The organism is Photobacterium sp. BZF1 (genome assembly GCF_014349205.1).
Classification (GTDB): domain Bacteria; phylum Pseudomonadota; class Gammaproteobacteria; order Enterobacterales; family Vibrionaceae; genus Photobacterium.
In genome coordinates this window covers 1-14,864 of record NZ_JACSOF010000164.1, presented here as the reverse complement: position 1 = coordinate 14,864, position 14,864 = coordinate 1, and the positions used below count along the sequence as shown (strand labels likewise).

Here is a 14,864-nt window from a genome sequence, read left to right as displayed (position 1 = left end):
AAGGCAAAACCGTTCTTCTGCCATTCCGTGGCCCGGTTGAGAACACTATCCAGGACATCATGGGTGGCGTACGCTCTACTTGTACTTACGTAGGTGCCGCGAAGCTGAAAGAGCTGACCAAGCGTACGACTTTCATCCGCGTACAAGAGCAGGAAAACAACGTCTTCGGTAAAGAGTAAATAGCTTTCCACTGAAGAATAAGCGATTGCTTGTTTGATGATTGCTTATTTGATAAAAGTTTTCGCAAAGGCCGCTTAGCAATAAGCGGCCTTTCTTTTATCTACCCGTTTAAAGCTTCAATCCCACTCTTAGTTCATATCTCCTTACACTCTTTGGCTCCAAGCGGGCCTAACTGACCAATCTAAACAAACATATACACCGTAGTCATGAGTAGTTGTAACGTGAACAAGTTATACGGAGGCAGATATGGACTTAGCAGACAAACTCAGATCCAGAGGCAAAGCCGTAGAAGATGATTATTTTGCCCGCGAAGAGCGAGCACTCATAGAAGCGATTCGAGAAAAACGTCAGAACGGCGAGCTGGATAACTGGCATCGAGATGACGAATCTCTCGATGAATAGTTAGATGCCAAGTAAAGTTCAAGGATGGTTTCTATTTTAACCATCCTTGTTGTTCCATCGCTACCCATCAATCATTGTAGTTTCGCCAGGTAAAACAACGGTGAACAACGCACCTTGCCCCAATACTGAATCCACTCGGATCCTAGCCTTGAGAGAAGTCACCATCGCCATCACCATCGCCAGCCCCAAGCCATACCCCGACTTGGTTCGGCTTTGATCAACCCGGTACAGCCGCTTGAAAATCAACGCATGGTGCTCCGGTGCTATCCCGATCCCATTATCGCCCACACTCAGCATTGCGCCTTCCCTTCTTGGGCCGCAGGTCAAATAAATCGTGCCTCCTGTGGGGGTATACTTGAAGCTATTGTCAATGAGGTTAACAACAACCTGTACCAAACGGTTTGGCTCTGTGCTTACCTTGCAGGGCTTAAGCCCCGAGACATCTATATTCATAGCTCTGTCTTCAGCTAGTTCTTCATACCAAGAGGCAACGTCCAGCATCAATTGATTCAAATCTACGGCTTCAAAAGCCACTGATGACTTGCTGGCAGCTTCATCATTAATCTTCATTAAGGTATTGAGCATACCGCTCACCTGCTGGGCCGACTCGGCACAATCTGACAAGGCATTGGTAAGTTGTTCGTTGGATGGAGGCTGGCTTGACCCCAATGTATTTTCCGTCGTCAATGCAATGCGGGACAGTGGAGTACGCAGATCGTGGGCTATTGCATCAAGGGTATTATCCATGCTGGTAATCGTTGCTTCCAGCCGTCCGTGAACCAGTTCCAAGCTTTGGTTCAGAACTGCCAGGCCACTTTCACCTTTGCAGCTCTTATCTTGAGCAGTAAGCTTCTCCCGTACTGTGGCTGTATGAGTTTCATCCTCTTGTGGCGTACTAATCGACCATTCGCTCGCTTGATCCAATGTTTTCGCCAAGCGATGGACAGGGGAAAGTGTCGTTGCCAGCAACCGCCAAACAAACAAGGAAATAAGCGCACACAAAAGTGCCAACGCCCCCACCATAATCAGCCATTGCATAAACAGGAGATGCAAACGTGGGTGAACATTTAGAGCCAACCAGAAATCCTGCTGTTGGCCGTTTAGTTTCAGCGTTAAGTAATGCGGTTCAAGCAGCAATTGATACCAGGCTCGGTTATCCGCTTGGAAATATTCAAAGGGGATATCGATATTGTCCTGCTTGGTGCCTGCAATATATTGCGGTTTGCCCTGAGTGCTTTGGCTGACAGTAACGGCTGTAATTGCATTTTCGATTAAGCGCTCGGGGTTTCCTTCGAGCACATGGATCAATTTATCATCCGATTCGTACTTCAAGATCCGCTGATATTCTGCGCCCATCGACTTGAGCAATTTCTTGTCTGCCCCATCAAGGGAGTACACCTGCATTAGGCCAATTCCAAGCAGGATCGCCACAAAGCATAGGGTCACTGTGGCAACAAAACGCCCGAACAACATTTTTTGTGCCAGGCGGGTCGATTGCTCAGCTCTCATATTTAAGGACATAGCCTACCCCGCGGATGGTATGGATCAATGGTTGCTCAAACCCTTTATCGACTTGTGATCTTAACCGGCACACCAGCACATCAACGACATTTGTTTGCGGGTTAAACTGATAGCCCCAAATTTTTTCTAAAATAATGGTTTTGGAAAATACCCGTTCCGGTTGCTGCATCAGCAATTGCAGCAAATCGAACTCACGCTGTTTGAGCGAGATTTCCTTTTCACGGCGAAAAAGCTTACGGGTCAATAAATCGAGCTTGAGATCGTTATACACCAACTGACTTTGGCTATTGGTGGGCATCTGCCGCCGCAACAAAGTTTGGCATCGTGCTGCCAATTCAGCAAAGGCAAACGGCTTCACCAGATAGTCATCAGCCCCTGATTGCAATCCTTGCACCTTCTCTTCAACCAAATGGCGGGCGCTGAGGATAATAATGGGCACTTGATAGCCTTCACCCCGCAATCGACGCAGCACGTCCAAGCCATCCCAGGTGGGTAGCATCAAATCCAAAATCACTAAATCGAAATCGTCTTGTGTAACCAGTTGGTAACCCTGCTTGCCATCTGCAATGCAACTGACATTGAAGCCCATCTCTTCAAAGCCCTGCTTAAGGAAAGCACTGATATGACTATCATCCTCAATCACTAATATATTCATTTTGCATCCTGCTGACCGCCGCTCCATGTCTAGATATTACATGATGACAACATTTCACTTCATTACAAACATGTAATGTTCCGACAAGGTTGCAGTAATTCTGGCTAGATACAGTTATTCCATCGCAACAACACAGGCACCGAGAGCTCAACAGCTATCTCGCAAGATAACGCCTAACACCATTACTGATTTATTGAAGCGATTAAGGAAAGATCATGAAATTGAATATTGTACTAGCCGCAACATTACTCGCTGCCTCGAGCTCTGTTTTGGCTGAAGAAAAAGTAACGACAATTACTCAGCTATCATCAGCTGCAGCTTTCGAACTGGCGAATGCAGCAGTAGGTCAATGCGCAAAAGACGGATACAAGGTGTCTGCAACAGTGGTAGATATCTCCGGCCGTGTACAAGCACAACTACGTTACGACAATGCTAGCCCGCACACATTGGAGAGTTCTCGTCAGAAAGCCTTCACCGCAGTTAGTATGAAGCAACCAACGGCAAACTTGATGAAACTGGTCGCCGAAAAGCCATTGATGGACCCACTGCGCGATATGGACGACAACCTACTATTCCTTGCCGGTGGCCTTCCGGTTGAGTACAAAGGCCAAGTTGTCGCAGCTATCGGAGTTGGCGGTGCACCAGGCGGCCATCTTGATGTCATTTGTGCCGAAGCCGCAATTAAATCAGTCATGAAATAAGCTGCATTTTCTGTCAACCAAGCAGAACCATATCCGTCATACAACATAGCCCGGCTCTCGCTCTTTATCACACATCAAAGAGCAAGAGGCCGGGCTGTCTTGTTCGACTGTCTTATTCGACTAGGTTGTTCAAATAGCTCATTGCTGGCACTGATTCAGATATTCGACCAATCCATCAAGGTCGACCGGAATAATTGTCGAGTTATCCTCTCCCTTCTTTACCAAGCCATCTTTAATCAACTCGTGAATAATTCGGGTATAGGCCCTATCTGTACAACCGAAACGCTGGGCTTCCTGATACATATAATCATGATTCAAAGAACGGGTGTCGGTCGTACACCTGTCCACGATATCTTTGACGATATTAAACTTCAGCGGATACAAAGAACGTTCAATGGCAATGTTCATTGACGATTGGTACATATTGGCCATGCGGTGATTCATCCAAAATGAAATCATCGCATCTTCAAGCAGGATTTCGGCAAACCGCTCTTTTGGGATCACAACAAGCTCGATGGTCGCTGTTGCCACCACATCGAATGAACAGCGATTTCCCGAGAAAAACTCAATCTCGCCAAAGAAGTTATCTTCTAGGAAGTAGTCACCCAAGCTTAGCGTCTTGCCATTAAGAGCTGTATGCAACAACATAAACTGGGCGGCGGCAGACCAATAGACTTCAGTGATTTCGTGTCCTTGCCTGACGATATAATCGCCCTTATGACAAGTAATGCGCCGAAAGTTCTCATTGGCAATTAACTGGCGAAACCTATCTGGCCCTTTGCTCAAAATTTCAGACATATCCATTTTGTGTAAACTGTGTCCAACCTATCAAAATATAAAATTATTTTTGTCACACCCGGACAATTGTCGTGCTAGTGTCCCAGAGCGATTCTATAAGCTACAGTTCATAAGCTTAGAAAGCAAAATGCTAGCTATCTATACTCATAATAATCAACCGCAATTTGGGAAACACTACGTTTTCCCAGATTATATATCGTTGGGACAACACGAATGAATTACTTCGATCTTCCGAAAATTGATCTTCATTGCCACCTAGATGGCAGCGTCAGACCGCAGACTGTCATCGATCTGGCCAAACAGCAGAACATCACGCTGCCTAGCTATGATGTTGATGAAATCAACGCTTTGATGGTTGCCCCAGAAACTTGCTCTGACCTGCCAGAATACCTCAGCCGCTTTGATCTGCCGGTATCTGTGATGCAGACGGCAGATAGCCTAGAGCGTATTTCGTTTGAGCTGTTTGAAGACGCCGCCAAAGAAAATGTAAAATACCTAGAGGTTCGTTTTGCGCCTCAGCTACACATTCAAAACGGCCTGACGTATGAAGAAATCATTGCCAGCGCTGTTAAAGGCATGAAAAAGGCGGAAGCACTTTATGACATCAAAGGGAACTACATCCTTTCGATGGTGAAGTTTCTGCCTTCTGATACCATCCCACAAGTCATTGACGCAGGTGTTGGCCTACTGAACCAAGGTGTTGTGGCGTTTGATCTTGCTGGCAGTGAGCTTGATGGTTTCAGCCATGACTATGCCTCTTTTGCTCAAGATGCAAAAGACAAAGGCTACAGAGTCACTATCCACGCAGGCGAACAAGGCAGCGGCCAAAATGTCTATGAAGCTATTTCTATCCTAGGTGCTGAACGCATTGGCCACGGCGTTGCAATCAAAGATCACCAACAAGCGTACAATCTAGTGAAAGATGAAGACGTTGCACTTGAAACCTGTCCAAGCAGCAATGTTCAAACCAAAGCGATCCCGGAACTATCGCAGCACCCAATCAAAGCGTTTTACAAAGATGGTGTGCCAGTGACAATCAACACTGACAACCGAACAGTATCTAACACCACGATGACTGATGAAGTTCGCAAGGTGGTGGAACAGTTCGAACTGAGTGAAGAAGATTACTACCAAATCTATAAGATGAGTATTAAGCATTCTTTCGCTTCAGACAACGTCAAGCAAGCCTTGATGAAATTCGCTAAATAAGCGAAATTAAAAGGCCACTTCATCTGTGAAGTGGCCTTTTTCATGTTCGCCGAATACTTAACCGCTAATACAATCAATCCAACGATTTCTTGAACCGCTTAGAAGCCACCAGCAGACCAATTACAGTAAAGCCTGCTAGCCACAGTGTATCTTTCCATAACCCGGCCAGATCAGCCCCGCGCAACACGATACCCCTTATCAAACGCATAAAGTGTGTCGCCGGCAGTACTTCTGATATCCACTGCGCTGCAACAGGCATAGCTTCGTATGGAAACATAAACCCAGAAAGTAAAATTGAAGGCAGCAATATGAACACGGTCATTTGCATCGCTTGAAGCTGGGTTGAGGCGATCGTCGAGATCACCAAGCCCAAGGTCAAGCTGGCTGATATAAACAACAAGGTCCCAAACAAGATCTGGCTGATCGCCCCATTGATCGGCACATCAAAGATGAAATGCCCCAATCCGAGAATGATAAAGACCTGAATCAAGCCGACAAAAATATAAGGAACTATCTTGGCCACCATCAATTCAAAAGAGTGGATCGGTGTGGTGATCAGCAATTCAAGATTCCCACGTTCACGCTCCCTCACTATCGCAGCACTGGTGAACAAGATCATTGTCATGGTTAATATCACCCCCAGAAGACCGGGAATAATGTTCACTGCCGAGCGTTGGGTGGGGTTGAAATACAGTGCCACCTCAAAGGTTTTTGTAATCGGAGGGCGAATTTCGATATCCAGATCAGTCAGTGGCATGGTTTGCAAACCGAGGATGGCAGCACTTATCATGGTATCCGAACCATCGACAATCCATTGTCCCAGCTCTCGGCCCTGCATCGCCCGTTGGGTTAAGTCACTAGGCAATATTAGCGCTGCCCTCACCTCACCTTGCTGAATGGCCAATTCAGCTTCTTAAGGTGACGAAAACTGCTTCTTCACCTCAATAACTTGAGTAACCTTAACTGACTCGATAATCATTCGTCCTGCGACGCTATTGCTCTGATCGACGATAGCAACCGGGATATTTCGGACGTCTGTATTTATCGCATAGCCAAACAGCAGCAACTGTATTAACGGGATCATCACCACCATGCCAAAGGTAATACGGTCACGTGATAACTGGCGGATCTCTTTTACCATCACCGCTTTCATCCGGTTGAGTGCATTCATTGCCTACCCTCCCCCGTCACTGTCACAAAGACATCTTCCAAACTTGGCCTAGCAATGTTCATTTCAACACTGGCTAATTGCGGGAAGTTCCCCTTCAACCAGTTAATAGGATCATCGATCTGTTGACGTATTAGCACCCTCAAACGGATACCAAGTTGTGCCGCCGAGCGGACTTCAGATTTTTTCAACAATTGCTCTTTCAGCTCTCGCAAACGCTCTGCCTTGATTTCGACAACGTGAACGCCCATCTCTTCCATCAAGGTTTCAGGTTCACCATCGGCGCGGATCATACCGGCTTCCATTATCGCCAAACGGTGACAGCGCTCTGCCTCATCCATATAGTGGGTTGTGACCAAAATCGTGGTGCCCTGATCAGAAAGATCAAAAAGCTGTTCCCAAAATTCTCGACGGTTTTCAGGATCCACCGCCGATGTCGGTTCATCAAGAAATAGGAGCTCGGGTTTATGCATAGTGGCTGCGGCTAACGACAAGCGCTGCTTTTGCCCGCCACTCATCCCGGAAACACGCTGCTTTCGCCGCTGATCCAAGCCATAGGTACTTAGCTGTTCGTTTATCCTTTGCGCTAACGCCTTTTTACCCATCCCGAAAATCTGGCCGATAAACTCCAAGTTTTCCTCCACACTCAAATCATCGTAAAGGGAGAACTTCTGGGTCATGTAGCCTATTTTGAGCCTCAGTTTCTCTGATTCCTGAGGGATAGATAAACCCAATACAGAAACATCACCTTCGGTTGGACTCAACAAGCCCGTCAGTACACGGATGGTGGTCGATTTGCCACAGCCGTTGGGCCCCAAAAAACCATAGATGCTGCCTTTGGGTACATTGAGGTTAATGTTGTCGATGGCAGTGAAGTCACCAAATATTTTCTTCACGTTATGGGCTTGGATAGCAAATTCGCTCATGATCACTCTCCAGCCAATTCCACTTGGGCTGGAACACCTGACGGCAACTGTGCCGCACTATCAGGCAAGTCAACTTCGGCAAGGTACATCAGACGGGAGCGTTCATCTTCTGTCAGGGCGTAATAAGGGGTAAATGCAGACTCGGAAGATACCCAGCGAACTGTTCCTTCAAAAGGTTGCTTTACTCCATCGACATGAACAGGGACTTTTCGTCCGGGAACAAAATCAACCCGATGACTGGCTGGTACATAGACCCTTGCATAGGGAACACGGTTTGCCTGAATAACAGCAACAACACCATTTACAGGTACCCGCTCGCCAAGGTTATATGGCAGGTTATCTAAAATGCCATCACGGGTGGCAACAATAGTGAGCTCATCAAGTTTTTGCTGCTCCAGATCCACATCTGCTTTTGCGGCAGCCAATTGAGCTTTGGCTTGATCTATATCTTCCGGCCTCGAGCCTGCAGTAAGCTTGCTGAATTCCTCGTTGGCGGAGTCTAATTCGGCTTTGGCTGAATCCCTTGCCGCTAAGGCACTGTCTTGTTCTGATTGGCTGATCAGTCTCCGTGTGACCAATTCAGCCTTACGGCGATAATTCTTATCAGCCTCTGTAAGTTGTGCCTGTGCCCTTGCTACTTTGGCTTGTGCTGCGGCAATATCTTCCGGCCTTTCACCATTGGTTAGCCTTTGCAGATAAGCTTCTGCTTTAGATTGCTCGGCAATGGCATGAGCCAATATTGCCTGTTGGTTCTTACTGTCTAGCCTTACCAGCACATCCCCTTGCTTTACCGTATTGCCCTCACGAACGGGAAGATCTCGTATAATTTCATTGGCAGTAGCACTAAAAGTGACCCTATCCCGCTCAAGGGTGCCGAGTGCCTGGCTGGAGGGTTCTCTCATACAGCCCGCTAACAGCAATGGAAAAAACAAAATAATAGTAATACGTTCGCAAAAGCTTCCTTTCATTGCTTTATCTCTTACGGTTGGTTCATTGAGTCAATGACATGAATACCTACTAATTACAGTAGCACTCAGGCAGAGCCATTAGCTTAGCGCCACCTCATAACTTCAACGATTGTGTTGTTCATTAAGAAGTAAAATATTACTTGCCACATGGAAAGGAAATAGTCATTTAATCACTTTCTTCCTATTGGTGAATTAATTAAGAGCGGGGCACATAAAAAAAAAGCAAATACAATCAATACCTTGAGTTCATTCCAGCATTCCAAACGGCATCAACATATATTGTGGGCTTGCTTCGCTATATAATAAAACCCCGAATTAATCAGTTATGGATATTGCGTGTCTGAATTCATCTCATCAGTACTTTTGCCTAAGGGCAGGCCCTTGAGCGTCGAATACATAGAAGGTCGCCCTGACGAGCTATTTTCTAAACCTCACCGGCATGAGTATTACGAGATAGTATGGGCATTAGAAGGGCGAGGAAGCCACTGCATCGACTTTATCGAGTATCCATTAAATAAAGGGGATATCTACTTCATTTCACCGGGCCAGGTACACAGTGATACAAGGACGAGCGGAAAGATCTGCCTCATTACCTTCCAGCCTGACTTTGTCGAAAACAATTACCGTGGTCAGTTGATCATTGATCAAACCTTTTATCATGAGAAGAATTCCGCCTCCATGGTGTCGATTGATGATCGAGGAGAAAAAGATCTTGCTGATCTTGTTCGTATTCTGTCGCAGGAGGTTGATCGAGAAGAAACCAACTGGCGATTAGTCAACACACTCGCGAGTAGTATCTTATCTTACATCCAGCGCTATCAAGAGAAAGAACTCAAGGCCGACACCTTGCTCGAACAGCGTATGTACAAGCTCTATGTGTTGATTGATGAATATTTCCGAACCGAAAAAAAGACCGATTTCTACGCCCAGCACCTGTCAGTCTCCAACAAAAGGGCCAATGAGATTTCCCGCCAACATTGTGGTAAAACCATTACTAGATTAATTCAGGATCGCACCTTACTGGACGCAAGGCGAGAGCTTGCTTTCACCAACAAAACCGTCAAACAAATTGCCCACGAGCTGGGATATGACGATGTTGCCTATTTCTGCCGTTTCTTCCGCAAAGCAGCCCAAGAATCGCCGCTAGACTTTCGTACCAGGGTGTTCAAATAGTCCTATCATTAGGCCATATAATCCCTTTTTACCCCTCCATGCCTGCCACATAATACCCAGTATACAGAATAAATTATTATGCTAGGAAAGTGCTTCTATCCTGGCGGAGCAAAGCATGGCAGAAACACACATCGATCTTCGCACTACCCCAATAGAACAATGCTTCAAGCATTATCTCCTGCCGGCTATCACCGGTTTGGTCATCAAATCGCTGTTCATCATGGGTGACAGCATTATGATTGGTCGCGGGGTTGGCCCGGATGGCCTTGGCGCTATCGCACTGACTATTCCGTTTTTCTCTTTCTTTACTGCGATTGCCATGATGGTTGGCATTGGTGGTTCTGCGATGATGTCAATCCAGTTTGGGAAGGGGCACTATCAAGAAGGCCAAACACTCTTTGCTCAATCTTTGCTGCTAACCCTTATCCTTGCAGCTAGTCTGTCGTTTTCTGCACTCTACTGGCTTGATGACATACTGTTATTTATCGGCGCTCAGGGCAACATTGCTACACTCGCCGGTGATTTCCTTGGTGTCATGCTGCAGTTTTTTGTTATTTATGCCATTGCCTGGGTGATTTCCTGCTTTGTCCGCAACGACGGTAACCCAAAGCTCGCTATGTACGCGATGGCCGGCGGTGCTATCGTCAACTTGGTATTGGACTATTTCTTCATTTTCCATTTCGGGTGGGGGCTCAAAGGTGCCGCTTATGCAACCGGAATAGCTCAGGTATTGATGCTAGTAAGTTTATTGAGCCACTTCATAGGTGGAAAAGGTAAACTGACTTTATCTTTGCAAGGCATTGGCTTGGCAAAAGCACCCAAAATTCTGGCTATCGGCCTACCAATTTTCTTTATTGAATCATCAATGGCAGCAACGACATTCATCTATAACGCTGTATTGCTTGAATTAGGGGGAGAACTCTACCTCAATGCCTTTAGCATCGTGATGAATGTCGGTGTCTTTGTCATGTTCACTTTGGTTGGCATTGGCCAAGCCTGCCAGCCGATTATCAGTTTCAACCATGGTGCCAACGCCCCAGAGCGGGTTGAAAGAACCCTTTCTATCGGGTTGAAGTTTGCGGTGACTATTGGCGTATTAGCAATTATCGTTGTCCAATGCTTTGCCGCTGAAATAGCAAGCCTGTTTACGGTTGATCACCAGCCGTTGATTCTACTCGCCGCCACTGCGCTGGGACTTTACTTCTTAGCCTACCCGTTCATGGCAATAAACCTGGTTACGGCTACCATGTTTCAATCAATCGGCAGCCCGGCCCAAGCCAATATTATATCGGTATGCCGAGGGTTCGTTTTCGTGATCATTGGCCTTTTCCTGTTGCCTAAAGCCATGCCTGAAACCGGTGTTTGGTTAAGTCCGTTATTTGCAGAAACCCTCGCTGCGGCAATTAGTGTATTTTTCCTTGCCAAAGTCAGGAAGAGATCTAGGCTTGCCCAGAGAAATGTCTGTCAATCTGAAGCCTAGGTGAGTATCAACTGAATACAGCAAAAAGACCGCCACTGCGGTCTTTTTCATTATCGGGAAAGTTCAGGCAGTGACGTTGCTGACAGATAATTTTCAGCCTTATCTGCCAAAAACTCTTTCAAAGCCTGAATCTGCGGGTTAATGACCCTTCGGCTTGCACACACCAGATACAGGGGAGCCAGCTCTGGGTCCCTGCCAATATCAATCTGCTGCAATCGCCCTGCAAGCAAGTCTTCTTTAGCATCCAATAAAGACTTGTAGGCAACACCCTTGCCAGCAAGGGCCCAGCGCCTTACCGCCTCGCCGTCATTGGCAAAGCGATTCCCCTTCACAACCAGTGTCACCTCTTGCCCATGATGGAAGAAACGCCAGCGGTTATATAAGCTCTCCCCCAGAGCAAAGCACAAACAGTTGTGGCTAGCCAAATCCTCTGGAGTCTCGGGTATGCCGTGCTCTGCCAAATAATCTGGAGAGGCACATAACACCCGGGTATTACCACCTGCTATCGGCAAAGCCACCAATGAAGAGTCACTTGGCTCACCATACCGCAGTGCAACGTCGACAGGCTGGGTATACATATCTGCCAAGCCATCACTCAACTGCACCCTGACTTCCAGTTTTGGATGCAGCGCCATAAATTCATCAATCCACCCCAGCAATATATTTCGGCCGCAATCTGAAGGCATGGAGAGTTTAATCACACCTTGAAATTCCGCCTGTCCCTCAGAGATCGTACTGCATGCCTCAGCCATCAATCCAACGGCTTGTTCGCAGTAATTGAGAAACTGTTCCCCTTGCTGGGTGAGCCTGATGTTTCGGGTGGAGCGAATAAAAAGCAGCGCCCCCACTTCTGTTTCGAGCCTTTTAAGCGCCGCACTGGCCGCAGCTGGGGTAATGTCCATGTTTCTTGCTGCAGCAGAAAGACTGTGCTGCTTTGCCGTTTCTATAAAAACCTTGAGATCGTTTAGCGCTTTCACCGACAGCCCTATCTTCAAAAATTATTTGAAAGTAATTTAAACCAATACTGGTTTTTCAAATTTTCATTGTCAAATAAACTTCAACCATAGATTTGATAAAGCACCTACCCTTGTGTAAGGGAAGCTAAAGGAGAACACCATGAAAGCGGTCGGCTATCAGCAATCACTACCTATTTCTGAACCTCAATCACTGGTTGATATTACCCTGCCAGAGCCTGTTGCTACTGGCACTGACATCTTGGTTGAAGTCAAAGCTATCTCGGTAAACCCAGTAGACACCAAGGTACGTATGCGTGCAGCGCCTGAACAAGGCGAATATAAAGTATTGGGTTGGGATGCCGCAGGTATCGTCAAAGCCGTTGGCCCTGATGCCACCTTATTCAAGCCAGGTGACAAAGTTTGGTATGCCGGTGACCTAACCCGTTCAGGCTCCAATGCCGAGTTCCAGTTAGTCGATGAAAAAATTGTCGGCCACATGCCAGAGGAACTGAGTTTTGCTGAAGCAGCAGCCCTGCCGCTTACCACAATCACTGCTTGGGAGTTGTTGTTTGACCGCCTTCAGGTGGAAAAGGAAAGCAATAAGAAACTCTTGATCATCGGCGCGGCCGGTGGTGTTGGCTCTATCATGGTCCAATTGGCGAAGAAGCTCACCAACCTGACTGTTATCGGTACTGCTTCGCGCACGGAAACTCAGGCATGGCTCGAAGAGCTTGGTGCTGATCACGTCATCAACCACCGCGAGTCGCTGAGCAAGCAACTGGTAGATAAAGGGCTTGGTGAAGTGGATTATGTAGTGGGCTTGACCAACTCAGACGATCACCTGAGTGAGATTGTCGAATCAATCAAACCACAAGGTAAATTCGGCTTGATTGATGATCCAGCATCATTTGATATCTTGCAGCTCAAGCGAAAAAGCATTTCTTTGCATTGGGAATTTATGTATACCCGTTCATTATTTGGCACTGAAGACATGATTGAACAGCATCACCTGCTCAACAATGTGGCAAAAATGGTCGATAACGGGGACATAAAATCAACAGTTGCTCATCAGGGCGGTACGATTTGCGCAGATAATTTGAAAAAAGCACATGAGCTATTGGAGTCACAAAAGGCACTGGGCAAAATCGTGCTTGAAGGTTTCTAATTAATAATCAGAAGCTTAATAACAAATAAGAGAAGAATTACGAAGGTAGCAGGCAGGTGTCTGGGTGCTATCTTCGTAAAGGTAACACAAAAAAATTTATATTATTAGACTTGTTAAAAAACTTTCTCAGCCTATAATGCTGAAAACCGGAGCGTCTGCCAACGCTCCGGTTTTTTTGTGCCTGCAACATGGTGAACCTGATTGCTATCTGCCAATAGCAACAAGCCATGATGCAAAATTCGATAAGATAAGGAATGACCAATGCGTATCGAACAAGACTTGAAACTGGGTTTTAAAGATGTACTGTTTCGTCCAAAACGTTCAACCCTAAAAAGCCGTTCTCAAGTTGAATTAACCCGCGATTTTACATTCAAGCATAGCGGTCGTCAATGGTCTGGTGTACCTATTATTGCTGCCAATATGGACTCTGTTGGTAGCTTCGAAATGACTGCTGCCCTTGCCAAGCACGGCGTAATGACCGCTGTTCACAAGCACTACACTGTCGCTGACTGGGCCGAGTTCGTTAAAAACAACGACGCTAACGTGCTGAACAACGCAATGGTTTCTACTGGTACCTCTGACGCTGACTTCCAGAAGACCAAAGACATCATGGAACTGTCTGACGACCTTATCTTCATCTGTATCGATATTGCCAACGGTTACTCTGAGCACCTTGTACAATACGTTCAGAAGGTTCGTGCCGAATTCCCTAACAAGGTTATCAGTGCCGGTAACGTTGTAACGGGCGACATGGTTGAAGAGCTTATCCTTGCTGGTGCTGACATCGTTAAAGTCGGTATCGGTCCTGGCTCTGTGTGTACTACCCGCGTTAAGACAGGTGTTGGTTACCCTCAGCTTTCAGCTATCATCGAGTGTGCTGATGCAGCCCACGGCCTAGGTGGCCGTATTATCGGTGACGGCGGCTGTGCCTGTGCGGGTGACGTTGCCAAAGCCTTCGGTGGCGGTGCTGACTTCGTGATGCTTGGCGGTATGCTGGCTGGCCACGAAGAGAGTAACGGCGAAGTTATCGAGCAAGACGGCAAGACTTTCATGAAGTTCTACGGCATGTCTTCACAAAGCGCGATGGACAAGCACTCTGGCGGTGTAGCCAAGTACCGTGCAGCAGAAGGCAAAACCGTTCTTCTGCCATTCCGTGGCCCGGTTGAGAACACTATCCAGGACATCATGGGTGGCGTTCGCTCTACTTGTACTTACGTAGGTGCCGCGAAGCTGAAAGAGCTGACCAAGCGTACCACCTTCATCCGCGTACAAGAGCAAGAAAACAACGTATTCGGTAAAGAATAAGCGTCTGGATAAGGAGAAATAGCCTCCTTACACTAGAAATAGATTTAAAGGGCCGCTTAGCAATAAGCGGCCTTTTTGCATACAAATACCGCTTGAGATTTTATGAATTCCATCGTCCAATAGCCAAAAATGAGTACAAGGCTAGTTTTAACTTCTATAAATGACTAGAGGGTATTGATAATTTTAATTTCATTAAAATAGGGTTTAAATAATACATTTTAGTATTCATGATAAATATTTTATTTCACATGTATTAC

The 14,864-nt window shown here is 46.5% G+C and carries 14 protein-coding genes and 1 pseudogene; 8 read left to right on the top strand and 7 right to left on the bottom strand.

Annotation, left to right across the window (positions count from 1 at the left end; all coding sequences use genetic code 11):
* Both BIZ37_RS25730 and BIZ37_RS25725 read left to right on the top strand, forming a co-directional pair.
* Positions 1-179: IMP dehydrogenase (locus BIZ37_RS25730; protein ID WP_187463941.1), on the top strand; the 179-nt coding region annotated here is incomplete at its 5' end.
* Between the two features lie 247 nt (positions 180-426).
* Positions 427-582 (top strand): hypothetical protein, encoded by a 156-nt coding sequence (locus tag BIZ37_RS25725; protein ID WP_158264487.1) that lies wholly within the window; start codon positions 427-429, stop codon positions 580-582.
* Positions 583-642: 60 nt separating this feature from the next.
* On the opposite strand, the gene BIZ37_RS25720 is transcribed toward BIZ37_RS25725, so the two are convergent.
* Positions 643-2,103, bottom strand: a complete 1,461-nt coding sequence (locus tag BIZ37_RS25720; protein WP_187463940.1) for a HAMP domain-containing sensor histidine kinase — start codon at positions 2,101-2,103, stop codon at positions 643-645.
* A complete protein-coding gene (locus BIZ37_RS25715; protein ID WP_187463939.1) occupies positions 2,081-2,758 on the bottom strand; it encodes a response regulator transcription factor in 678 nt (225 codons plus the stop codon). Before BIZ37_RS25715 ends, BIZ37_RS25720 begins: the two co-directional genes overlap by 23 nt.
* Positions 2,759-2,973: 215 nt before the next feature.
* Here BIZ37_RS25715 and BIZ37_RS25710 point away from each other — a divergent pair, with 215 nt between their 5' ends.
* Entirely contained in the window at positions 2,974-3,459 is a 486-nt protein-coding gene (locus BIZ37_RS25710; RefSeq protein ID WP_187463938.1) for a heme-binding protein, read from the top strand.
* A 138-nt stretch (positions 3,460-3,597) separates the two neighbouring features.
* Here BIZ37_RS25710 and BIZ37_RS25705 read toward each other — a convergent pair whose 3' ends face one another.
* A complete protein-coding gene (locus BIZ37_RS25705) occupies positions 3,598-4,257 on the bottom strand; it encodes a Crp/Fnr family transcriptional regulator (protein ID WP_255526903.1) in 660 nt (219 codons plus the stop codon).
* A gap of 213 nt (positions 4,258-4,470) precedes the next feature.
* Between BIZ37_RS25705 and add the strand changes: the two genes are divergently transcribed.
* The gene (gene add / locus BIZ37_RS25700; RefSeq protein ID WP_187463936.1) at positions 4,471-5,466 is read left to right on the top strand and encodes an adenosine deaminase; all 996 of its coding nucleotides are present in this window, start codon (positions 4,471-4,473) and stop codon (positions 5,464-5,466) included.
* A gap of 73 nt (positions 5,467-5,539) precedes the next feature.
* Here add and BIZ37_RS25695 read toward each other — a convergent pair.
* The 3 genes and pseudogenes from BIZ37_RS25695 to BIZ37_RS25685 form a co-directional block, all read right to left on the bottom strand.
* A pseudogene (locus BIZ37_RS25695) lies at positions 5,540-6,637 on the bottom strand (ABC transporter permease).
* Positions 6,634-7,560: an ABC transporter ATP-binding protein gene (locus BIZ37_RS25690; RefSeq protein ID WP_187463935.1), complete on the bottom strand. Its 927-nt coding sequence runs from the start codon at positions 7,558-7,560 to the stop codon at positions 6,634-6,636. Before BIZ37_RS25690 ends, BIZ37_RS25695 begins: the two are co-directional and overlap by 4 nt.
* A 2-nt stretch (positions 7,561-7,562) precedes the next feature.
* On the bottom strand, positions 7,563-8,462 hold the full coding sequence (locus BIZ37_RS25685; RefSeq protein ID WP_187463934.1) for an HlyD family secretion protein: 900 nt from the start codon (positions 8,460-8,462) through the stop codon (positions 7,563-7,565).
* A 447-nt stretch (positions 8,463-8,909) separates the two neighbouring features.
* Here BIZ37_RS25685 and BIZ37_RS25680 point away from each other — a divergent pair, with 447 nt between their 5' ends.
* The gene (locus BIZ37_RS25680; RefSeq protein ID WP_187463933.1) at positions 8,910-9,701 is read left to right on the top strand and encodes a helix-turn-helix domain-containing protein; all 792 of its coding nucleotides are present in this window, start codon (positions 8,910-8,912) and stop codon (positions 9,699-9,701) included.
* A gap of 115 nt (positions 9,702-9,816) precedes the next feature.
* Positions 9,817-11,181 carry an MATE family efflux transporter gene (locus tag BIZ37_RS25675; RefSeq protein WP_187463932.1) on the top strand — a complete coding sequence of 455 codons (1,365 nt, stop codon included), beginning with the start codon at positions 9,817-9,819 and terminating at the stop codon, positions 11,179-11,181.
* A gap of 50 nt (positions 11,182-11,231) precedes the next feature.
* Here BIZ37_RS25675 and BIZ37_RS25670 read toward each other — a convergent pair whose 3' ends face one another.
* On the bottom strand, positions 11,232-12,158 hold the full coding sequence (locus tag BIZ37_RS25670) for a LysR family transcriptional regulator (RefSeq protein ID WP_187463931.1): 927 nt from the start codon (positions 12,156-12,158) through the stop codon (positions 11,232-11,234).
* 139 nt (positions 12,159-12,297) lie between these two features.
* Here BIZ37_RS25670 and BIZ37_RS25665 point away from each other — a divergent pair, with 139 nt between their 5' ends.
* Positions 12,298-13,302, top strand: a complete 1,005-nt coding sequence (locus BIZ37_RS25665; RefSeq protein ID WP_187463930.1) for a zinc-binding alcohol dehydrogenase family protein — start codon at positions 12,298-12,300, stop codon at positions 13,300-13,302.
* Between the two features lie 261 nt (positions 13,303-13,563).
* The gene (locus BIZ37_RS25660; protein ID WP_187463929.1) at positions 13,564-14,607 is read left to right on the top strand and encodes a GMP reductase; all 1,044 of its coding nucleotides are present in this window, start codon (positions 13,564-13,566) and stop codon (positions 14,605-14,607) included.
* Positions 14,608-14,864 lie beyond the last annotated feature (257 nt).